Annotated in this window: 22 protein-coding genes; 11 read left to right on the top strand and 11 right to left on the bottom strand. The window is 38.8% G+C overall.

Features of this window, described 5'->3' with window-relative positions:
* The first annotated feature begins 105 nt into the window (after window positions 1-105).
* Together HJC33_RS07470 and HJC33_RS07465 are read left to right on the top strand one after the other, a co-directional pair.
* Window positions 106-840, top strand: coding sequence for a LytR/AlgR family response regulator transcription factor (locus HJC33_RS07470; protein ID WP_171658187.1), 735 nt, complete (start codon window positions 106-108; stop codon window positions 838-840).
* 15 nt (window positions 841-855) lie between these two features.
* Window positions 856-2,829 carry a tetratricopeptide repeat protein gene (locus tag HJC33_RS07465; protein WP_272621191.1) on the top strand — a complete coding sequence of 658 codons (1,974 nt, stop codon included), beginning with the start codon at window positions 856-858 and terminating at the stop codon, window positions 2,827-2,829.
* On the opposite strand, the gene HJC33_RS07460 is transcribed toward HJC33_RS07465, so the two are convergent.
* The gene (locus tag HJC33_RS07460; protein ID WP_171658186.1) at window positions 2,822-3,391 is read right to left on the bottom strand and encodes a DUF3109 family protein; all 570 of its coding nucleotides are present in this window, start codon (window positions 3,389-3,391) and stop codon (window positions 2,822-2,824) included. The genes HJC33_RS07465 and HJC33_RS07460 overlap by 8 nt on opposite strands.
* A gap of 122 nt (window positions 3,392-3,513) precedes the next feature.
* Here HJC33_RS07460 and HJC33_RS07455 point away from each other — a divergent pair, with 122 nt between their 5' ends.
* Window positions 3,514-4,089, top strand: a complete 576-nt coding sequence (locus HJC33_RS07455) for a MarC family protein (RefSeq protein ID WP_171658185.1) — start codon at window positions 3,514-3,516, stop codon at window positions 4,087-4,089.
* Window positions 4,090-4,106: 17 nt separating this feature from the next.
* Window positions 4,107-4,313, top strand: coding sequence for a hypothetical protein (locus HJC33_RS07450; protein WP_171658184.1), 207 nt, complete (start codon window positions 4,107-4,109; stop codon window positions 4,311-4,313).
* Here HJC33_RS07450 and HJC33_RS07445 read toward each other — a convergent pair.
* The 3 genes from HJC33_RS07445 to HJC33_RS07435 all read right to left on the bottom strand — a co-directional run bounded on the left by HJC33_RS07445 (window position 4,310) and on the right by HJC33_RS07435 (window position 7,058).
* Window positions 4,310-5,938, bottom strand: a complete 1,629-nt coding sequence (locus HJC33_RS07445) for a S41 family peptidase (RefSeq protein WP_171658183.1) — start codon at window positions 5,936-5,938, stop codon at window positions 4,310-4,312. The genes HJC33_RS07450 and HJC33_RS07445 overlap by 4 nt on opposite strands.
* A 15-nt stretch (window positions 5,939-5,953) precedes the next feature.
* The gene (locus HJC33_RS07440) at window positions 5,954-6,391 is read right to left on the bottom strand and encodes a deoxycytidylate deaminase (RefSeq protein WP_171658182.1); all 438 of its coding nucleotides are present in this window, start codon (window positions 6,389-6,391) and stop codon (window positions 5,954-5,956) included.
* An 82-nt stretch (window positions 6,392-6,473) separates the two neighbouring features.
* Window positions 6,474-7,058: a HupE/UreJ family protein gene (locus HJC33_RS07435; protein ID WP_171658181.1), complete on the bottom strand. Its 585-nt coding sequence runs from the start codon at window positions 7,056-7,058 to the stop codon at window positions 6,474-6,476.
* A gap of 167 nt (window positions 7,059-7,225) precedes the next feature.
* Here HJC33_RS07435 and HJC33_RS07430 point away from each other — a divergent pair, with 167 nt between their 5' ends.
* A complete protein-coding gene (locus HJC33_RS07430) occupies window positions 7,226-9,604 on the top strand; it encodes a TonB-dependent receptor (protein WP_171658180.1) in 2,379 nt (792 codons plus the stop codon).
* 55 nt (window positions 9,605-9,659) lie between these two features.
* Entirely contained in the window at window positions 9,660-10,814 is a 1,155-nt protein-coding gene (locus HJC33_RS07425; protein WP_171658179.1) for a PepSY-associated TM helix domain-containing protein, read from the top strand.
* Here HJC33_RS07425 and HJC33_RS07420 read toward each other — a convergent pair.
* Window positions 10,811-11,548 (bottom strand): TerB family tellurite resistance protein, encoded by a 738-nt coding sequence (locus HJC33_RS07420; protein ID WP_171658178.1) that lies wholly within the window; start codon window positions 11,546-11,548, stop codon window positions 10,811-10,813. The two genes, HJC33_RS07425 and HJC33_RS07420, sit on opposite strands and share 4 nt — an antisense overlap.
* 125 nt (window positions 11,549-11,673) lie before the next feature.
* On the opposite strand from HJC33_RS07420, the gene HJC33_RS07415 reads away from it, so the two are divergent.
* The 4 genes from HJC33_RS07415 (at window position 11,674) to HJC33_RS07400 (ending at window position 15,047) form a co-directional block, all read left to right on the top strand.
* Window positions 11,674-12,084, top strand: coding sequence for a BrxA/BrxB family bacilliredoxin (locus tag HJC33_RS07415; protein WP_171658177.1), 411 nt, complete (start codon window positions 11,674-11,676; stop codon window positions 12,082-12,084).
* 88 nt (window positions 12,085-12,172) lie between these two features.
* Window positions 12,173-12,904 carry a lysophospholipid acyltransferase family protein gene (locus tag HJC33_RS07410; RefSeq protein WP_171658176.1) on the top strand — a complete coding sequence of 244 codons (732 nt, stop codon included), beginning with the start codon at window positions 12,173-12,175 and terminating at the stop codon, window positions 12,902-12,904.
* 4 nt (window positions 12,905-12,908) lie between these two features.
* Entirely contained in the window at window positions 12,909-13,568 is a 660-nt protein-coding gene (locus HJC33_RS07405) for an HD domain-containing protein (RefSeq protein ID WP_171658379.1), read from the top strand.
* A 54-nt stretch (window positions 13,569-13,622) separates the two neighbouring features.
* Entirely contained in the window at window positions 13,623-15,047 is a 1,425-nt protein-coding gene (locus HJC33_RS07400; RefSeq protein WP_171658175.1) for a Gfo/Idh/MocA family protein, read from the top strand.
* On the opposite strand, the gene HJC33_RS07395 is transcribed toward HJC33_RS07400, so the two are convergent.
* Together HJC33_RS07395 and HJC33_RS07390 are read right to left on the bottom strand one after the other, a co-directional pair.
* Window positions 15,044-16,306 (bottom strand): RNA polymerase sigma factor, encoded by a 1,263-nt coding sequence (locus HJC33_RS07395; RefSeq protein ID WP_171658174.1) that lies wholly within the window; start codon window positions 16,304-16,306, stop codon window positions 15,044-15,046. The genes HJC33_RS07400 and HJC33_RS07395 overlap by 4 nt on opposite strands.
* A 116-nt stretch (window positions 16,307-16,422) precedes the next feature.
* Window positions 16,423-16,776 (bottom strand): YciI family protein, encoded by a 354-nt coding sequence (locus HJC33_RS07390; RefSeq protein WP_171658173.1) that lies wholly within the window; start codon window positions 16,774-16,776, stop codon window positions 16,423-16,425.
* 156 nt (window positions 16,777-16,932) lie between these two features.
* On the opposite strand from HJC33_RS07390, the gene HJC33_RS07385 reads away from it, so the two are divergent.
* Window positions 16,933-17,589: a hypothetical protein gene (locus HJC33_RS07385; protein WP_171658172.1), complete on the top strand. Its 657-nt coding sequence runs from the start codon at window positions 16,933-16,935 to the stop codon at window positions 17,587-17,589.
* Window positions 17,590-17,731: 142 nt separating this feature from the next.
* On the opposite strand, the gene HJC33_RS07380 is transcribed toward HJC33_RS07385, so the two are convergent.
* The 4 genes from HJC33_RS07380 to HJC33_RS07365 form a co-directional block, all read right to left on the bottom strand.
* Window positions 17,732-18,805: a PA0069 family radical SAM protein gene (locus tag HJC33_RS07380; protein ID WP_171658171.1), complete on the bottom strand. Its 1,074-nt coding sequence runs from the start codon at window positions 18,803-18,805 to the stop codon at window positions 17,732-17,734.
* Between the two features lie 105 nt (window positions 18,806-18,910).
* Window positions 18,911-19,984, bottom strand: a complete 1,074-nt coding sequence (locus HJC33_RS07375; protein WP_171658170.1) for a hypothetical protein — start codon at window positions 19,982-19,984, stop codon at window positions 18,911-18,913.
* 227 nt (window positions 19,985-20,211) lie between these two features.
* On the bottom strand, window positions 20,212-21,762 hold the full coding sequence (locus tag HJC33_RS07370; protein ID WP_171658169.1) for a hypothetical protein: 1,551 nt from the start codon (window positions 21,760-21,762) through the stop codon (window positions 20,212-20,214).
* A 28-nt stretch (window positions 21,763-21,790) separates the two neighbouring features.
* Window positions 21,791-22,573 (bottom strand): enoyl-CoA hydratase/isomerase family protein, encoded by a 783-nt coding sequence (locus HJC33_RS07365; RefSeq protein ID WP_171658168.1) that lies wholly within the window; start codon window positions 22,571-22,573, stop codon window positions 21,791-21,793.

Genomic DNA, 22,573 nt, shown 5'->3' with positions numbered 1-22,573 from the left:
CTTGTCGTTTTATACCAGTTATACGTCCAAAATGTCCATTAGCACATAATTTAAACAACCTTACTTATAATAATCCTAAATTTGATTTAGATTGAAACATTTAGAATGTTAGAAGCCGTAATAGTAGACGATGAAATAAAAGCCCTACAAAGCTTGAGTTGGGAGCTTACCAACCTAAGCGATGAAGTGGATATAGTTGCTTCATTTACAGATGCCCATGAAGCACTACATTATTTGGAGCACAACACTCCAGATTGTCTTTTCTTGGATATTGAAATGCCGGCCATGGATGGTTTTCAATTTATAAAAACACTTAAAAACAAGAACTTTCCTGTAGTCATTACCACAGCTTATAACCAATATGCACTAAAAGCTCTTAAAAACGAGGCCATCGATTATTTGCTGAAGCCCATTGACACGGATGACCTTCAAGTTACCATTGCCAAAATAAAGAAGTTCAATGCCAAGAATTTGACTGTTGAAAAACTGGAGAAAATTTTGTTGAACTTCAATGCCGAATCCCATAGCAAGAAAATAACCATCAACACAGATGGAAAATTGGTGTTCCTAAACAGTGATGACATTTTATATGCCGAATCTGATGGCAACTACAGCACCATATTTTTAAGTGATGGGCAAAAAATATTGCTCACAAAAAAATTAAAAGAAGTAAACAACCTCTTACCCAATAATTGCTTCTTTAGAATCCATAATTCATATATCATTAATCTGAATAAAATCAAGGAATTCCTTAAAACAGATGGTTATGTTGTTTTGGAATCCAATCATAAAATACCAGTTTCTCGCCAGAAAAAATCAGACTTTTTGGATATGTTGTAACTTCCCAATCAAATTGTGTTTAAACTAGCATCCATAACAACTGTAGACCTACATTCAGATTCAGCGCGAAGTGCTTGTTTTTTGCTGCTTTCACTTATGTTCTCTTTTTCTACTATTTGGAGTCAAGAAATTCCAGATTCTTTTAAGGATAAAGCAGATAGAATCATACGCATGGCTCCCAAGACTTATTATTCTTTGGACACCGAACTAAAACCAGAAAAAAGGGATACTACCCTATTACGCTACTTTGCCAATTTGTGCAAAGAACGTGGCTATTTGGAAGGAGAAGCCTATGCTTTGGATCAAATAGGAACAACATACCGCAATTTCTCCCAGTTTGAAAAAGCCGTAAAACTTCATGAGGAAGCTTTACAACTTTCAGAAAAAGCGAATAATATTGATTTAAAGGTGTTGAGTCTCAACATGCTTGGAGTGGTATACCGGCGAACAGACGCCATTAAAACAGCATTGGATTACAATCAAAAAGCCTTAGAACTTGCCGAGCAGGTTGAAAACCCTTCCCATCATATCAAAAGAAGCATTAATGTTTCCCTTAATTCCATTGGGAACCTATACCAGACCTTAGAGCAATATGACTTGGCTATACTGCAGTTTAAAAGAGCCCTTAAATTAGAAGAGGAATTGGGCAATAAACTTGGATTAGCCATCAACCACCAAAACATAGGGGATTGTCTTGAGCATAAGGGCAATTTGGAAGGCGCATTGGAGAATTATAGAAAATCTTTGGCCTACAATGAGGAAATCAATTCAGACTATGGAAGAGTCATTTGTAAAAACAGTCTAGCGCGAGTTTACCTAAAACAGGACATGCCCTATGCCGCATTGGTTTTGCTGGAACCTTTACATGAACAGTCCAAAGCTATTGGGGACTTTTTTATTACTTCTTCCGTATTCATCAATACTGGATGGGCACATACACAATTGGGAGAGTATGATAAAGCTCAGTCGTATATTCAAGAGGGCTTGGAAATGGCCCAAAACCATAATATGCCCAGTAATGTTCGATATGGTTATCAAAAACTGTCAGATTTAGAAAGTAAAAAGGGTGATTTCAAAAAGGCTTACGAGCACTTCAAAAAAGCCAATCAATATGACAATGAAATTACCAGCGCCACTAACCTAAGGTACATGAACGACATTATTGTCCGTTATGAAGCGGACAAGAAGAACAACCAAATCTCTGTTCTAGCCAAGGAAAATGAAATTGTTCGGTTAAGGCTAAGAAAAAATCAAACTACTCTTTTGGTAAGTGCATTGATTGTTGGCCTTGTTGCCTCCATACTCTATATTCTGTACCGGCAGTACCAAAACAAAAATGAAAAAAGAGTGCTCTCATTGGAGCAGAACATGCTTCGCAGCCAGATGAATCCTCATTTTTTGTTCAATTCTTTGAACTCCATAAAATTGTACATTATTAATAATGAACAGAAAAATGCGGTTCATTACCTGAACAAGTTCTCCAAGTTGGTTCGCAAAATTTTAGAGGCTTCTTCCTTAAAAGAAATTTCATTGGCAGAAGAACTGGAAACTGTGGAGCTCTATATGAACATTGAAAACATTCGATTTTCCAATGAAATTGATTTTAAAATCAATTTGGATGACAACGTTTGCCCAGATGTGGTAAAAGTCCCTTCCCTTGCCTTACAGCCCTTTTTGGAAAACTCACTTTGGCACGGCCTTTCCCCAAAAGAAGGAGAAAAGAAAATCCATATTAGAGTAAAGAAAAAAGATGCAAGTCACATATCGATTGAAATTGAGGACAACGGAGTTGGTCGCAGCATGGCAGAAATCAACAAAGAGAACAGGGTTCTTAAAAGAAAATCGGTTGGTATACGTATTACCAAAGAACGTTTGGCAAACTTTTCCAAAGACTATCAAAACAGTTTTGAGGTGGATATTGTTGACCTTTTTGACGAAAATGGCGAGCCTAAAGGCACAAAGGTGATTTTGGATATCCCCACTATTTAGAATGTTCAGCTGCTACTTCCTCCAACTCTTTGTACCATGCCTCTCCAAACTTCCTAATAAGCGCTTCTTTGACAAACTTATATATGGGAACTTTCAATTCTTCACCCAAACTGCAAGCTGGGTCACAGATTTCCCATTTATGATAGTTCACCGCTGTAAACTCGGAATAATCCCGGGTCCTTATAGGGTACAAATGACATGATACAGGTTTTTTCCAAGAGGTGGCTCCATCTTCATAAGCAGCCTCCAAACCACATTTTGTAATGCCATCTTCAGAAAAAATCACATAGGCACATTCACTTTTGTTCACCAATGGGGTTTCCCACTCACCATCCTCTCCTTTTACTATAGCTCCCTGTTCCAATATGGCCGCTACACCTTCAGGTCTGAGATAAGGTTTCACATCTTCAAAAATATTCACCAAGATATCGGTTTCAGCTTCATCAACCGGAGCTCCATACTCACCATCTACACAACACGCCCCTTTACAGGCATTTAAATTGCATACAAAATCATTCTCAATGATTTCTTCAGAGACCAGCGTTTTTCCAATTTGAAACATGGTACAGACTTATTTTTTGGGCAAAGTTACTTCAAACCTAAAAAATTGATGTTTTATATACATTATCTTATGATCCAAAAGCAGTTTTTCCACGTAAATTTGCAGATTCAAAATTTAACGCGATGAATTTCAGTTTTAAAGAAATTGCTACGGCAAGCATGGTTCTTTTTGCTGTGATAGATATTGTAGGGAGCGTTCCCATTATCATATCACTTCGCAGCAAAGTAGGTCATATCCAATCTGAAAAAGCAGCTATAGTGGCAGCTTGTATCATGGTTTCTTTTCTCTTTGTGGGCGAAAGCATTTTGAATCTTATTGGTATTGATGTCAATTCCTTTGCCGTGGCCGGGGCGTTTGTCATATTCTTTTTGGCCATTGAAATGATTCTGGGCATTAGCCTATATAAGGATGAAGAGCCTGAGACGGCATCCATAGTCCCAATTGCTTTTCCTCTTATTGCTGGAGCAGGAACCCTAACTTCAATATTGGCGCTTAGAGCAGAGTACCATGTGGAAAACATTGTGGTGGCCATTGTGCTTAATATTATCTTTGTATATGTTGTGCTTAAATCAAGCTCCAAAATTGAGCGTGTTTTGGGCAAAAATGGACTTAGCGTCATCCGAAAAGTCTTTGGTGTAATTCTATTGGCCATTGCTGTGAAATTGTTTGCAGCTAACATCAATCAACTGATGTCCTAATGATCTAAAACCGCATTATGAACAAAACCTTCAATATAATTCTGATAATAGTTGCATTGGCCCTAATCACCTATAATGTGACCTTGGTGGATTTCAATAATCCTCTTCAAGGTGATAGTACCATTGCTTTAATAGGAATTGTAGCTTCACTCTGTGCCATAGTGTTGCTTCTTATTTTTATGACCTCAAAAAAGGTGGAGAAAAAGATAAAGGAAGGTAGTTAACGATCCAGTTTTGAGATTTCCATAGGTGTAGTTTCCATCTTAAGGGCATCCAATTCCTTTACTTTAATCAACATGGCATCATATTCTCCTTTAATTTGTGCTGATACATTTGGAGAAAATAATTGCTCAGCAATATTGGCCTTAAGGAATGCCTTTATTTTTTCTTCTTGTGCATAAAAATCCAATCTGACTTTTCGGTTCAAAACAAACTGAATAAACTGATCAAAAAGGATATCATCTACCCTAAATTCATCCAAAAACTGGTTCTTGGTATAATCCGCATAACGTGTTCTATCTTCTTCCAAATGTTCAAAAATGAAACGTGAGAAGAACTGATATGTATCGTCCATGCTCTCGATAGCTTCTTCCTCATTGCTTCCAATCGGCACAAAAACATCTGGAATAATGCCCCCGCCCCCATAGACAACCTTGCCCTTGGGAGTTTTGAATTTTAAGGAGTCTGCAACCTTTATGCTATCCACAGAAACCAACTCGCCACTGCTATAACGCTCCATGAATTTTTGGTAATAATCCCGATTTCCATTCTTATATGACTTTTGAATGGATCTTCCTGTTGGGGTATAATATCTGGAAACAGTAAGTCGAACCGCAGAACCATCTCCCAAGTCCATTTCTCGTTGCACCAATCCTTTTCCAAAGGAACGTCTGCCTACAATGGTACCTATATCATTATCTTGAAGGGCTCCTGCAATAATCTCACTAGCTGAAGCAGAACGCTCATTGATCAACACGTATACGGGCTTGTTTTCAAAATCCCCTTTTTTGGTTGCAAAAGCTTTCTTTATTCTCCCTTTTTTGTTTTTGGTGAACAAAATCAATTTGTCATCTTCCAAAAACTCGTCCGCAAGTTTTTCCGCTATGCCCAAATAACCTCCTGGATTATCTCTTAAGTCCAGCACTAATTTCTCCGCCCCACGTAACTTCAATTTTCTAAGGGCATCCTTAAACTCATTGAATGTGGATTCTGCAAAACGGTTGATTTTAATATATCCCATATCACGAGACAACATATAATAAGCATCCACACTCTTAATTGGAATCTTATTCCGGGTTACGGATAAATCCATTATTTTATTTTCGGACTTTCTAAAAACCTTGAGATCCACTTTGGTTCCTATTTCTCCTTTAAGTTTTGAAACCACATCACTATTGGGCATTCGTTTTCCAAAAAGCGTATCCTTATCGGCCACCAATATGCGATCACCTGGTTTAATACCACTTATGTAACTAGGTCCATTTTTAATGGTCCTGATTACTGTTATGGTATCCCTAAACATGTAAAAACTAATCCCGATACCTCCAAAATCCCCTTTCATATTCTCGGCAACTTCCTCCATTTCACTTTTTGGAATATATACCGAATGTGGGTCCAATTTGCCAAGGATATTGTTTACGGTAACATCAACAATGCTATCGGTATCTATCTCATCCACATATTCATAGTCAATGTAGTCGATGAGCCTGTTCAACTTATCCTTTTTGGAATTGGTGGTGAACAGTTTTTCAGGAGTATCGTTAAAATGAAGTTTGCCTCCAATAAAAACACCAATAGCCACGGCAAGGGCAAGCAATGTGGGCCATATATAACTATTCTTTTTCTCCAATTTTTTGAGGTTTTTTTAGACCATTTCTTCCAAAACAGGCAAATGCAAAGTCTCTACGCCCGCTCGTTCCAAGAATTTAAGTCCAGAATCATCTTTATATGCAGTTTGGTACACTACACGTTTTATGCCAGCTTGGTGAATTAATTTACTGCACTCCCTGCAAGGTGACAATGTAATGTACAAAGTGGCCCCTTCACAGGATTGGGTTGAGGAGGCAACTTTTAAAATGGCATTGGCCTCTGCATGCAACACGTACCACTTTGTATAACCTTCCTCGTCTTCACAAATATTTTCAAAGCCAGTTGGAGTCCCGTTATAGCCATCGGAAATAATCATACGATCTTTGACAATAATAGCTCCCACTTGCTTCCTCTTACAATAAGATAGCTTTCCCCATTCCTGTGCCATGCGCAGATAAGCTTTGTCGTATTTCTCTTGTTTCCGCTCCTTCATTCCTCTAAAATAGCGATGAAATAATAAATATACCTGCTTTGGAATAGCCTTCCAACCTTATTCGATTAAATTTAACGTAGCTCTATGAAGGAAACGTAGCTATAAGCAAGGGTATTGTAATGGCAATAATCAAAATTGAGGCAAAGGCAATAAAAACTTTTTGTTTGAGTCCCAATATATTGACAAGCAAAAATGCTATGGCCAAAATGGCCAAAATTATGGTTACTTGTGAGAGTTCAATTCCTGCAGCAAAGCCTAAAAGTGGTGTAACCTTATCTTCCTCCTCTGCCATCATCATTTTAAAATAGTTGGAAAAGCCAAATCCGTGGATAAGTCCAAAAAAGGCCGTTGCCAAAATATGTAGGAACAAACCAACTTGTAGATTTTCCTTAAAGACAAAGGTAAAATTGAACAAGGCCGTCAATAAAATGGTAACTGGAATCAAAAATTCAATCAATCCTACATCAACGGTAGCAACTTCGTAGACTGAAAGTGCCAATGAGGTACAATGGGCAATAGTAAAAATTGTAGCTAGAATTACAACTCGTTTCCATTGCTTAAACGTAAACGGCACTGCCAAAGCCGATAAAAAAAGGATATGATCATAGGCTCCAAAATCCAGTACGTGGCTTAATCCTAACTTGATGTAAAACCAAAATTCTCCCATAAATCTGATAATTTGAAAGTTAAAATTAACCAATAATTTCTTTGGACTATCAAAGAAAAAAGAGAATCAAAAATTTATCAAAAACAAATCAAAATAATACTTGTCGGTTTTAGATTACAACCTATATTTGTTTCTTATTTTTATCAAGTCTAAATAATAACAACCTCATGTTTAAAAAGCTAATCTTTGCCTTTTTGTTTATTTCTTCCGTATGCTCTGCCCAAAAAAGCATTACAGGAACAGTTACAAATGCGTCAGGTGAACCTATCCCCTATGCAAATATTATTATCCCTTCTATACAAACCGGAACCTCGGCAGACCAATACGGTTCTTTCATATTAAATAACTTAAAATCCGATACGTATTCAATAGTGGCCACTTCAGTAGGTTATTATTCCGCTGTAAAGGAAGTAGATTTGGTCAATAATGACAACGTATCCTTAAACTTTACACTAAAACAAGGCAATGAGCTTGAACAGGTTGAAGTATTTGGAAATCGATACGAACATCCTGATAAAATTGAAGCCCTAACACGACTGCCACTGGCACCCTACGAACAAATTCAGAGTATTTCCGTAATATCTGAAAAACTGATTGAGCAACAGGGTAATTTAACCATATCCGAAGCTACAAAAAACGTACCCGGTGTTTATACATTTGCTACCTATGGAAATACAAGGGAAAGTATGTCTTCCAGAGGATTTAGGGGAATTCCAATCCTTAAAAATGGAGTAAGGGTCAATTCTGATTTTAGGGGGGTTGGTATCCTAACCGATATGCAAGGTGTGGACAACATCCAAGTGCTAAAAGGAGCTGCTGCCATAACCCAAGGTGTGGCGACCGACTTAGGGAGTCCAGGTGGTGTTATAAACATCGTCACAAAAACTCCGAGATATCAATTTGGAGGCAACGTTAGCGCTAGAGGAGGTAGTTTTGGCCAAGTTAGGACTACCTACGATGTTTATGGCCCGTTGAATGACAGCAAAAATGTAGCTTTTCGTATTGATGGAGCGCTTGAAAGAGGCGATTCATTCAGAGATAAGGTGGAAAGTGAACGGTTCTACATCAATCCATCGCTTGAATGGCGAATAGACGACCAAAGCAAGTTGACCTTGGAGATGGATTATTTGGATGACAGTAGAACCCCGGATATTGGCACCGTAAACTTAGCCGAAAATGATACCAATGCAATTTACGACCTGCCTTATGATCAATTCCTAGGGTATGAAACTGACCGTTCAAACACCAAAAACAGCACCTATTCCATTCGATTTAAGAGAGAGCTGGATGACCAACTTGATCTTCAGGTAGCTTATTTTCATTCAAATCTTGATTTGGACAGCCGCAGGGCAAGTCTGGGCGGTGCCATTTCTGATAATGAAGGTAATACCATTTATAATCAACGTATCAGAGGTTTTTCCAACTCTACCAGAAGTGACAAAAACAGCGTACTACAAGTAGACCTCATTGGAGATAAAGTGGAAACCGGAAAACTAAAACACACTTTCCAAGTTGGTATGGACTATAGATCTACCACATATAGCTCATTGTCCCAAAGAATTTCCAACATAGATACCATAGATGTTTTTGCCCCTATAGCTAATACCGTGCCTTCAAACATAGAATTTACAGCGATGCAAGAAGGAGGAGCTTCTTCTAGATCCTTAGGGTTTGTGGCACAGGATGTAGTTACATTCAATCATTGGTTGAAGACATTTTTAGGGATACGATATAGTACCACAAAGACCGACTCTGAGACAGAATCTGTTACCAACGATGCTTTTAACCCATTGGGTGGAGTTTTAATAACCCCTTACAAAAACATTAATGTGTTTGTTTCCTACACCAATAGTTCCTATCCTAGAACAGCTTCACGACTGGATGAAAATGGGGAACCTCTCGGCAACGAACGTTTTGATCAATTTGAAACCGGTATAAAGACCAACTGGTTGGACAATAAGTTGCGATTTAATTTCACCTTCTTTAAAATCAACAATAAAAACATAAACCTTCCTGTTTATGATGAAAATTGGGTGGCTACTGGATTCTACCAAAAGGGTGGTAATGATGAGCGAAAAGGTGTGGAGCTGGAGCTAACTGGTAGACCATTGGATAATCTCGAATTGATCGGTGGCTATTCCTATATTGATGCCCAATATAAAGAACACACCTCTTTTGTTTATGGGTCTGCACCTTTGAATACACCCAAACATACTTTTAATATTTATACCAACTATGGTTTTAATGGTGCTTTAAAAGGTTTAAAAATTGGCGGGGGTGCTTACTACACCGGTAAAAGACCAATTAACGATTGGAGTGCCGGGGCCGTGACTCATGAAGGGATTGTACCCGGACAAAAACCATTTGATGTGGATGCCTATACATTGGTAAACTTACAGGCATCATATCGTTTGGACAATCATTGGAACTTTAGACTTCTGGCCAATAATGTTTTTGATGAAATTGGTTATAACGCCTATAGAACAAGTTTCATCAATCAAACCGATCCATTTAATATGGCCGGTGTAGTCACTTATTCTTTCTAGAACAAAAAAGTTAAGTTTGCATGGCTCAACCTTTAGGTTGGGCCTTTTCAAGGTTATGGGAAAAAACAATACGTACGGAATTCGAGCTCTTATCAATGATATTCATTTATGGTTAGGCCTAATAAGTGGTATCATCATTTTCTTGGTTTGCTTAAGTGGTACCATCCTAACATTTGAAAAAGAGATAAAACAATTGTTCAAAGAGGAAATGAAAATTGAACCCTCTGGAAACAAAGCATCGCTTTTAAGTTTGGTGCAAGACCCAAAAATTCAATCAAAAGGGCAATTGACCTCCATAACCTTACCTTCTGAAGACCATCTACCTTATGAATTTGTCATCAAGGAAAATCCTAAACAACGAAGAGGCACGTCCTATAAAATAAACCCCTATACTTCTGAAGTTGTAGCTCCTCAAAAAACTGGAGTAGATGCTTTTATGTTGAGCATGTTCAAATTGCACAGATGGTTATTATTGGATATCAAATGGGGAAGACCCATAGTTGGAATAGCTACCATTATTTTTTTGATTCTTTCCTTGACCGGAATTGTCTTATGGTTTCCCAAAAAGCTCAAATGGAAAAATATAAAGAAAGGGTTCAAAATTAAAACCGATGCCAACTGGAAACGTATTAACCATGACCTCCATAACACCCTTGGTTTTTACTCTTGCATCCTAATCCTAATTATGGGAATCACAGGCTTGTGTTGGTCTTTTGAAGGTTATAGAGACGGACTCAGTTCTGTTTTAGGCGCTAAAGTTTTTGGCAATAGAGGTGGGCAGCCCAAAACAGATGCACTAAAAAACAGTAATGCCGAAACCATTAATCTTGAAGAGGCTATTGCTCTTGCCAATACTATATTGGATTTTGAAGGAGCACTGACTGTAAGTTTGCCCAATAAGAAAAATCCTGTCTACAGCTTTAGAAAAATAGATGAAAAGAGTTGGTCAACTGTTGCCATTGATAGATTACAAATTGACACATCCGGTAACATTGTAAAAAAAGAGTTGTACGGTGATAAGCCTTTAAACGTAAAAATTGCATCTGCAATACGGCCCATTCACACTGGTGAAGTATTTGGTCTGGGCAGCAAAACATTATATTTTCTGGCTTGTTTGATCGGTACAAGCCTGCCCATCACTGGTACTATTATTTACATCAATAAACTGAAAAAGAAGCGACAGAAGAAAAGAAGAAAAAGTTTGGCTTAGTGCATTCCACGTTCCTTTTGGATGGTCTCGTAGGCCTTTTGCACTTCTTTAAACTTTTCTTCAGCACCTTTTTTAATAGCCTCGTTTTCGGTAACGACCCTATCAGGGTGATATTTTTTGGCCATATTTCGATAGGCTTTCTTTACTTCATCATCCGTAGCTGATTTTTCAATTTCAAGAATTTTGTAAGCATTGTCGGCAGACTTGATGAACATGGCCATAATACTTTCAAAATCATATTGCCCCACACGTAGGTAACCGGCAATCTCCCTTAACTTATCTATTTCGGATTTACTTACCTGCCCATCAGAATTTGCTATCCCAAACAAAAAATGAAGCAACTGCAACCTCACTTCGTATCTTGTTCGCTGTACCAAATAGGTACAAATTCTTTGAGCAGATATCTCCCTTTTTTTGATGACATCATTAAAAGTCCTAAAAATGGCATTGGCCTTCTCCTTACCATAGGTGCTTAAAAAATATTGACGTACATAATCCAATTCTCTCTGGTTGACTTGTCCATCTGCCTTTATAATGATAGAACACAAGGAAAGCAAATTCAGTTCAAAATCGGCAGGAGAAACATTTTGTTTTGTAAAATCTTGAAAGACCGTTCGGGAACCTCCATTGGAGTCTCCCAAATTATCCAATAGACTCCCCACAACGAATCCTAAAATCGCTCCAGGAAACCTAAATAAAAAATAGCCCAAGAAAGCGGCCACCCATTTGATCATTCCTCAAAAATATTAAAGCCCAAATATAAGGCTTTGACTATGAAAGAAAGTCTTTGGAGCTGTTAAGGTCAGTGGAAAAAGTGCGACAAAAAACGTATCTTTGAAACCCGAATAAAAAATAGACTATGTATCCAGAAGAATTAGTAAAACCCATGAGACAGGACTTGGCTTCTGCAGGGTTTGAAGAGTTATATACAAGTGAGGCGGTAGAAAACGCCTTAAAACAAGACGGCACTACTTTAGTAGTGGTAAATTCTGTTTGTGGATGCGCCGCTGCCAATGCACGACCAGCTGCCAAATTGAGTTTACAGAACGGAAAAAAACCAGATCATTTAGTGACTGTTTTTGCCGGTGTGGATATGGAAGCTGTAGAAACTGCAAGAAATCATATGGTTCCATTTCCTCCTTCGTCTCCAAGCATGGCACTTTTTAAAGATGGAGAATTGGTTCACATGATCGAAAGACACCACATAGAAGGTAGACCAGCAGAACTCATTGCTGAAAATTTAACAGAAGCGTATAACGAATTTTGTTAATGCTTCATTTTGCTGAAAAAAATAGGCCACCCCTTTGGGGTGGTTTTTTATTTTTACAACTACGTTACTATTTCAAAAGGATATAACTGTGCTAAAACTACTCTCCTATCCATTTACTGTACTCTTTTTCATCTGCTTCGGATTGACTTTGGTGATATTTCATCCCATTCAATGGTTTTGTCTAAAAGTTTTGGGATATAATGCCCATAAGCAAAGTGTTGCCATTCTTAACTGGTTCATTATGCGGTGCACCAATATTTTGGGAACTCGATACTCATTTACCAATCCACATCAAATTCCTTCGGATAGGCCTTTGATCATAGTGACCAACCACCAAAGCATGTACGATATCCCTCCCATTATCTGGTATATGAGAAAACATCATCCAAAGTTTGTGAGCAAGATTGAATTGGGAAAAGGTATTCCTAGCGTATCGTTTAATTTAAGACATGGTGGGTCGGCCCTTATTGACAGAAAAGACCCCAAGCAATCTATTGCTGCATTAGAACAATTGGGAAGTTATATTGAACAGAACAACAGAAGTGCCGTTATTTTCCCTGAAGGTACACGAAGTAGAAATGGAGTCCCCAAGGATTTTAGAACCACGGGACTCAAAGTTTTAATGTCGAAGGCCCCATCTGCCTTACTGGTTCCCATAAGCATCAACAATTCCTGGAAAATTCTTCGGTATGGAAAATTCCCCATGGGATTGGGCACTCATATCAAATATAAGGTGCACCCACCAATTGAAAACAAAGGTGATATCACTGCTTTGATTGCTAAATTGGAGGAACAAATCAAAAAGGATATCATTCCCTAATATGATGAATCAAGAGCAACTCATAGCACAAACCATTGCCTTTGTAAAAGAAAAACTTCAAAACGCTGAGGGCGGTCATGATTGGTTTCACACAGAACGGGTACTCAACACTTCAAAATTAATTGCCCAACACGAAGAAGTTGATCCCCTTATCGTACAATTAGCAGCCATCTTGCATGATGTTGCCGATGCAAAATTTCATAATGGAGATGAAACAGTGGGACCCAATACCGCAAGAGCATTTCTAACAACAAAAAAGGTCGATGCTAAAATCGTTGAACACGTGGTGAACATCATCCAACATATGTCCTTTAAAAATAGTTTGGAAAATGGGGAGGCTCCCTTTTCTTCTTTGGAAATGAAAGTAGTGCAAGATGCCGACCGGTTAGATGCCATTGGGGCAATTGGCATTGCACGAACCTTCAACTATGGGGGTTTTAAAAATAGACCTCTTTATGATCCGGATATTGCTCCAAGCCTTAATCTGTCCAAAGAAGCATACAAAAAATCCAATGCACCTACCATCAACCATTTTTATGAAAAGCTGTTATTGTTGAAAGACCAAATGAATACGGAAACCGGTAAAAGACTTGCCCAAGAAAGACATCTATTTATGTTGGAGTACCTAACCCAATTTTATGGGGAATGGAATGGAGAACGTTAACAGTCTTGCTTTACATTTTTTCATATCTTCAATGCTCCAACTAATCAAACCAAAATGCAAAGAAGAAAGTTCCTCAAAAATGCTGCGGCTGCATCTGCCGCTTTTTCAATTGTACCAAGTCATGTTTTAGGTAAAACCCATGTTCCCCCCAGTGATACACTTTATGTTGGGGCCTTTGGAGTAGGTGGGCGTGGTCAAGGCGTTATTAAAGGTCTTGCCGCCACTGAACGGGTAAAATTTGTCTCATTTTGTGATGTTGATGACAGACGCGCCCAAAGTACTTATGAGCTTTTTCCAGATGTAAAACGCTATAAAGATTTTAGGAAAGTTTATGATAAGCACCTAAAAGATATTGATGCCATTATGGTTGCTACACCAGACCATATGCACGCTACCATTGCTTTGCCTTTTATGCGGGAAAAGAAACATGCTTATGTTGAAAAGCCTTTGACCCATAATATCCATGAAGCACGGTTGATGACCAAAGTTGCCGCCGAAAATGGTATTGTAACCCAAATGGGCAATCAGGGGGCTTCCAGCGATGATAGCCGTATTGCCCGTGAGTGGGTAGAATCTGGCATTATCGGAAAAATACATACTATAGAATGTTGGACCAACCGCCCCGTTTGGCCACAAGGAGTTCCTGTTCCTTCGGAAAAACAACGAATCCCTAAAGGATTGGATTGGGATCTTTGGTTGGGTCCTGCCGCCATGAGGGATTATAATGCCGCTTATCTTCCATTTAAATGGCGAGGTTGGTGGGATTTTGGAACCGGAGCGCTAGGTGATATGGGTTGTCATATTATGGAAACCCCTTTTAGTGTATTGGATTTAGGCTATCCAACCGAAGCCGAAGCTAGCTGCACAACGGTTTGGGTGGGCGATTTTGTTGAAGCGGATTACAGTCCTTCTTGTCCTCCTTCCTCCAAAATACACCTGAAATTTAATCATGAACACCATGGAGACATCCAACTAAATTGGTATGATGGTGGTCTAAAACCTGACATTCCAGATGAGCTCAAGGATGATGAAGCTCTTGGAGACGGAGGTGGTGGAACCATCATGTATGGAGATAGGGGCACTTTGGTTTGTGATACGTATTCCAGAAATGCTCGTTTATTGCCCTCAGAAATGATGTCTTTGTACAAATCTCCTGAACCTAAGTACCCAAGGGTACCCGGAAGCATGGACGGACATATTGCCAATTTTGTAGACGGGTGCCTTAACGGAGCAGAAACTTCTTCGAACTTCGCCAAGGCAGGTCCGTTAACCGAAACAGTGCTTATGGGGAATCTTGCCGTAAAAGCATATCAATACAAAGTATTGAAAGAAGGTAAAAAACCAGGTGACTGGGCTCCTTATGAATATCCTGGAAGACGTAAACTGCTCTGGGATGGAGAAAATATGAAAATCACCAATTACGATAAAGCCAATGAATGGGTAACTCGGGATTATAGACCTGGATGGGAGTTGTCTTAACTCGTTAAGGTCATTTTCTTGGTCAAATGCCTTTTTACCAATTCGTTTTCAGATAAGTCTATGGCCTTTTGCAATGTTGCTGTGTAATGCTTCATACTATCGTTGGTTTCCAATAGCAGTTCAGCCTTTATGGCATAATACAAACTGGTATTGCTGAAATCTGATTTTTGGGTCAAGCTCTTCAATTCACCCAGTGCTTTTTGAGCTCCATGGATTTGGGCAAAGGGAATTATGCGGTTTAGGGCAACCATTGGTGAGTATTGCAATCGAAGTTGGGTATCGTATAAATACAAGATGCTCTTCCAGTCGGTTTCTTCAAAACTACTTGCTCTGCTGTGGTAATAGGATCTGGCCGCTTCTAAATGGTAATTGGAGGGCATTCCATCTTCGGTACCTGCGTTCTCCAAATGTTCTATGCCTATATTGATCAGTTGTTGATTGTATTTGGAGCGATTCTGATGTTCCAAGGTCACTAATTCCCCATTGTCGTCCAATCGAGCATCAAAACGTGCAGCATGAAAACAAATTAGGGCAATGAGTGCATCCAAATTAGGGTGCTTGCAATATTTGTTTTCTTGTAACAGCAAAGCCAATCGCAAGGCTTCATAACAAATGTCCTTTTTTAGGATATGGGAACCCGATGTGGCGGCATAGCCCTCTGTGAACATCAAATAAATTACTTGCAGTACCCTGAATAAACGCGATTGCAATCCCATCTGAACCGGAATCTGCAACATTTGCACCTCATTGCGGAATTTTTTTTTGGCCCGAGTGAAGGATTTAGCCACTGCCTCTTCTTTTTTTAGCAAAGCTTCTGCCAATTCCTTATTGCTGAATCCCCCGATGAGTTTCAAACTCAATATAATTTGATGTTCTTGGGACAATCCGGGATGGCAACAAGCAAAAATCATCTTTAATTGGCTATCTGAAATAGTATCGTCCATAGTGGAATCTTCTTCATCTTCATTTTCAGTAGTTTCAATTGGGATTGATTGTTCCTGCTCCAAAAAACTTATCTTTTTGTCCCTCCGGAGTACATCTATCAATGCGTTTTTGGCTACGCGATACAACCAAGCAGTTGGATTGTCAGGAACCGATTTATAAGCCCAAACCTGCATGGCCTTAATAAAGGTATCTTGGGTCACATCTTCAATTTGTTCCAAGTAAGAGGTCCCAAACTTATGGGTCAAAATTGAAATCACTTTTCCGTATTCATTTCGGAATAGGTGGTCTATGGTTTGATTCAAATTGCTTCCCATTGCCCCTCTACAGCAATGTCATTTCGAAGATAGGTGAGAAATCCTGTTATTTGTGATTTTAGATTTCTGGTCCCCCTCGAAATGACATTATACCTTTTGTTTTTTTAATTCTGCTTTTAATGCTCCTCCATACTAAGTATTTCCCGAACCTCAACAAAAGCTCCGTCATAATCAAATATGGGGCATCCTTTAGAAATTTCAACAGCTTCATCAAGGTCATTTGCAGAAACAATCAAATAACCACCAACCATTTCTGCCCCTTCCGCGAAAGGTCCATTAGTGACCACTGCTCCTCGATCACGTACCACCTTTCCATCTCTGTCCAAAGGAAGTCCGTCCAAAAGTTTGCCCTTTTCCTGCAAACCTCCCATCCACTCTCCCCAGAGTTGCATATGGGCCTGTTTTTCTTCTTGGGACAGTTTATCGTAGGCATCGTCCCCTCCTCTAAATAAATACAAAAAATTGCTCATTGGTTTTGTTTTATGTCCTTTTAACTAGACTGGTTTATACTTTGTTTACGCCTATATGACGAAAGATATAGTTTGCCTTGGACAATCTTTTCTAAAAATATTGAAACTAATCGCTAGTATGCTCGGATTAGGCACAAATTTTGATGAAATATCCGCATGAAATCAATCTCAACCCTTTTTATATTATTTTCCTTTTTTCTCTCCTCTGCCCAATTAAGACCTCCAGAGGCCTATGTAGAAATTGGCGGGCATTTTGAAGAACAGTTTGAACCTTTGTGGTCTTACTACCATGTTTCGGTAGGTGCAGAACCATTATCCTATAAATTCATCGCTCTGGATGTTAATTACAGCTATTATTTTGGAGGTGATGAAGATGAAGACATTGATGATTTCGACAGGGATGGGGAAATCGATTTTCGCTCTCGTTTGTACAGGGATTTTTCTGCATGGGTCGGAGGCATTGGTCCCAAATTTATCTTCGATGATGATACATCACAATTTGTGATCATCCCCAAGTACCATTTTGGAAATGTAAAAGCAAAAGGGGACTATTCTGATTCTGATGGATTAGAAATTGATCAAGAAACCAAGGAAAACATCAACTACTGGTCTTTATCTATCGGTTACGAATTTTTGAGCGAAGAAAGTGTTGGCAGATTCGGCATCTATCTTTCCTATACCCGCTTTAATGCAGGAAAAGCATTGAACAAACTTGATTTTGAACAAGCGGGCTATTCCCCTGGCCGATACAACACCCCCGCCATTGGCGTAACGCTTCGGTTTTCTAGTGGGTTTAAAAAACAAAAAACGTAATCCTGCTCAAAGCGCCCTTCTTGAGAAGGGAAAGATTTTGGGAAGTGAAATCAGGGTTGTGTCACCAACACCCGACATTTTCCGGCTCTTCCTTGATCACGAAAACACACCCCTGGTCCCTCTCCAGAGGGGAACTGTTACTCTAAAATAATTTCATCTGTCCATCTTTATATTGTTCGTGTAGGTCATAGTTAAGCTTGGGAAAGATCTTATCCTTAAAATAACGTTGCTTGGCCAATCTGGCCATATCATGAATTTGTGTTGCAATCTTACCTTCCCCTCTATTCCGAAGTCCAAATCTACTATCGTTAATAGAGCCTCCATGACAATCTTGAATCAAATGCAACACTTTTTCTGCCCTATCTGGCATAGCTTTCTTGATCCAATCTGTAAATATTTGACCAATGGCCCCATTTAACCGTACCACAGTAAAACCAAAGGAAAGTGCTCCATGATCGGCAACAGTTTTGGCCAATTTCAATAGTTCGTGACTATTTATACCCGGTATCATGGGTGCAAGCATAGCATTCACAGGTATTTTATTTTCTGAAAGTACCTGTATGGTCTTCAATCTTTTTTTGAGTGATGCTGTCCTTGGTTCTAAAATTCTCCGTGTTTTTTCTGAAAGTGAGGTTATAGAAATATTTATGCCAACTAGCTGGTGGTTGTTCAGTTCCATTAGAACATCCAAATCGCGAAGCACAAGAGCATTTTTGGTGATGATGCCCACTGGATGCCTATATTTTAAGAAAACTTCCAAGCATTTTCTTGTTATTTCAAACTTTTGCTCTGCGGGTTGGTAACAATCTGTATTACCAGAAAGGACAATGGTATGTGCTTTCCAATTTTTATGTTTTATTTTGGCTTCCAACAATTGAGGGGCAGATTTTTTGATCAAAATCTTTCGTTCAAAATCCAACCCAGCACTATAGCCCCAATATTCGTGTGCATTTCGGGCATAACAATAAATACAACCGTGTTCACAACCTTGATAGGGATTCATGGAATATGACATTCCAACATCTGGGCTATCTACTTTGTTGACAATGGTCTTGGGAAATATAGGTATATACTGCGTCTTATTGCTTTCGGGTTCCTCTCCTTCATGCCTACAGAACTCCAAAAAATCTTCCCGCATTTCATAAACATGTTGTAAAAACCTATTGGGCGTGTTCTTTTGTGCCCCTCTTCCTTTAATTGTTTTTTTTGATTGCATTTTTGGATTTATTCCAAATTTATGGATTAATTCCAAATATTGGAACATAAAAAACCGCCATACCAAAACGGTATAGCGGCTACAATCAATTATTAACTTACTAGACTATTTTGAAGAAAGAAATTTATGTAAAGGAGCCATTTTTTCTTCTTGTGTCATGTTTTTCCAACTTTTAGAAGATTGGCCAAAACTTCCTTTGCCCGCATTTTCCGTAGCAGCATCAACTTCTTCTGTTTGAATTACCAATAACGGTCTTAGGTCAACTTGATCAGCTTCACTAGAATAAAAATTTATTCCAGTTGAACCAGTAGCACTATCCGTAGTTAGTCTCAAACGAATCCCTTTATTGGCAGACTCCGTTTCGTCGCATAACCATTTGTATACTACATCTCGTGGAAGCGGGATTGCAATCCATCCCATTTTTTGAGAAGAATTTGCAAAAATACCAAGATTTACCGTATAATCATCTGTTCCTGTAAATGGCCCAACAAATTCGCCCAATGCCCCAGCTCCAAACCAGCCTTCTACACTATTGGCTGCTGCCCATGTTGCAGTAGCTTCATCAAATAAAGGGTCTTGGGGACCATAAAATCCAAGATGTACATATAATTGGTTAATTGGTTCGGTAATTGCCAATTCATCAGCATACAAATACAAAATCGCTTGATTTACCGAATAGGCATCCCCACAACTCACAATATCCGTATCAAACTCACCATTAACCATATCAGACAAACCATCAAATCTGATTACAGAGTATAAGTTTGTTATAGGCAGATCTAAATTTTCAGTAATACCGATAAATCCATCATTCTCAGAGCTAAACTGACTAATTTGTACATCTTGGGTTCCTTCGTAATCTTTAAATCCATTCTGAAAGAAAAAATCAACATTTGGTCGGTTTTCGCCATCTTCACCATCGGCGCCATCGGCTCCTTGGCAATCCAAGGCATCCACAACACCATCTAAATTGATGTCTTCGTTATCGTCACCTTCAGTAATGTCACCTGAACCGTTATTATTAAGGTCCCAGCAGGCAAGACCGTCATCGCCATCATTACCTGGATCTCCCTTTATGCTTTCTCCATCTTCTCCGTCTGCCCCATCCTTACCGGAACAGGACACAATAGCTAAGGCCATGCATAGCAAAGCCACATTAAATAATTTAAATAATTTCATAATATTTTTATTTTTATAAGGTTATGTCATCCAAATGTATGGGGCTAAATCGGTGGTTTTACGCACTACTTGACCTATTCCTATTGTGGTTTGACGAATTGGCGCTTGGAATTGATGTGTAGAATATTATGTAGTCTTTTTCTGGGGCTTGAAGAATGGGCAAAAAAATAGCTCCTTAAAAGGAGCCATCCAGAACTTATTTCTTATAGTTTGAAGGTAAGTTTACATTATTTAAAATCTACTTTCACCAATTGTTTTTTACTACCTCTCTTGGCGTAAAAGAGCATGTTGTTTTCCGCAATATTTTTTAAAGGTTTGGAAACCATAAAGGGAAGTCGGGCTTCATGCTGGTCAATGATTTTTTCGTAGTCCATTTTACCATTTTCGTCCAAGGAAATCAAAAACACATTTCGGTTTCTACTTAAACCTTGTTTAAAAATTAGGCGTTCGTTATTGATGAGTTGTGGATTATCTGCTGCCGTACATATAAAGAAATAGGTTTTTCCACCTTTACAATAAGAACTATACGAGGCATAAGCACCATCCCCTTGGGTTACCTCAGCTTTATTGATATTTCTGGCCCAAGCCATTTTCCCATCAGAATTTAATTTTGCACTTATAATATCGTTGTGGTGAAAACGTTCAATTTTGACCCGTTGTCCTGCACCGGTAACTTCCATGCCGGTAGTTACAAAATACTCTTCTGCATTGAAGAAAATCTCATTGTTTGAAGTAATTTCAACTCCTTTGAACACCAAGTTCTTGACTACCTTATCTTCTTCCCGACCAAATTTGTCTTCCATAAATTGTTGGGAAAAGGGATTGTATTTTTTGGAATTGATCTCTAAAGTAGATGGATTTACATCAAAATAGGCGATTCCGTTATATCGATTATCTTTTCTATCTGCATAAAAGCCTGCACAGACCAGTCTGTTATCTAATTCGATAGGGTACAGAGCCTCAGGAAATTTTCCAGGGTCTACAAATGATTGGGTCTTGTTCCCTGCTTGGGAAACTTTTATCAATTCATATTGGAATTTGCGCTCATCTACGCGGAATCTCTTCTTTTTAAAATACGCCTTCCCTACAATATAGGCTGTTTGCAAATCTGAAGTTATGGCCACATTTTCAAAGGCATAGTTCTTCTCTTCAATCTCATCTGAAAAGTCATGCTCAAATCTTTTGTTCAAAGCAGTATCGTACAAATGGATGATATGCTTGTTGCTCTTTCCTTTTTTGTGATGGGTACTGATGATAAATCCGGTTTTCTCTTGGTTGAAAAGTACCGTAGTGGAAAATCCTTTAGAAAAATTTCGATTGTAGTAATTCTTACCTACTGGGTTCTGAACCTCTTCTGAAGCAATGGAAAGCAGCTTTGTAGGTTTAAAATTGAAAGAAATGATGGGGCTACTGTGTGCCCAATATTCATATTGCCCCCTTCCATAATTGTAATTCAGAAAAAGGAGGTGTAGTTGCCCATTTTTTAGAAAGCAATCCACAAAATGGAGCCCCTTCAATTTGTAGTTGTATTCAGATACCAATTCTAAATCACTGTTATAGCGTTCAATTAGATATCCTTTGGGTTTTAAGATTAACCCTTGGAAATATGCACGCACCAAAATGTATCCTCCTTCACCATCTTCGTCTATGGTCAATAGGTTTGAATATCGGTATCTGTCACTGAATTTTTCACCAAAATCATAGCTTATGGGCATTTTTTGTGCAAATGCGACACAAACAGCCATCAAAAAACATACTAGAACAATCTTTTTTTTCATCGTAGTTTGGTTGGGGTTAAACCAATAGCTATGATCCTGGGAAGTCTGCTTTTCGTTTTTCCAAAAAGGCAACTGTGCCTTCTTTAAAATCATTGGTGCCAAAACACTCACCAAAAGCTCTTATTTCCGTCTCATAGCCATCAATATCATACATAAAACCAGCATTTACGGCTTTTATTGCATATTTTATGGCCACCGAGGAGTTATTCGATATCCTGCTTGCAATTTTTATACAAAGGGGCAGTAATTCTTCTTGGGTTACCACATGGTTCACCAAACCATACTCCAGTGCTTTTTGGGCTTCAATCATGCCGGCGGTCATTATCAGTTCCATGGCTCTTCCCTTACCAATAAGTTGAGGTAAGCGCTGGGTACCACCATAGCCTGGAATCACTCCCAAAGAAACTTCTGGAAGTCCCATTTTGGCATTGGTGCTGGCCACTCTAAAATGGCATGACATGGCCAATTCCAAACCCCCACCCAATGCAAAGCCATTAACAGCGGCTATCACAGGGGTTGAAAGATCCTCCACAAAATCAAAAAGGGCAGTCTGGCCTTTAGCCGCCAATTGTGTACCTTCTTTTACCGAAAAATTTGCAAATTCTGAAATATCAGCCCCAGCTACAAAAGCTTTTTCTCCGCTCCCGGTAATGATGATGACCTTAATTGCTGCATCCTGCTCCAGCTCAGATAAGGCATCATGGAGTTCTTCAATGGTTCTCTTATTAAGAGCATTTAATTTTTTGGGCCTATTAATCGTAACCGTGGCAATATTATTTTCTTCTTCGATGTAGATGTTTTCGTAGTTCAT

It is taken from the genome of Flagellimonas amphidinii, assembly GCF_013090115.1.
Classification (GTDB): Bacteria; Bacteroidota; Bacteroidia; order Flavobacteriales; family Flavobacteriaceae; genus Flagellimonas; species Flagellimonas amphidinii.
Note: the sequence above shows the minus strand (reverse complement) of the source record. Positions and strands in the feature narration are given on the sequence as shown.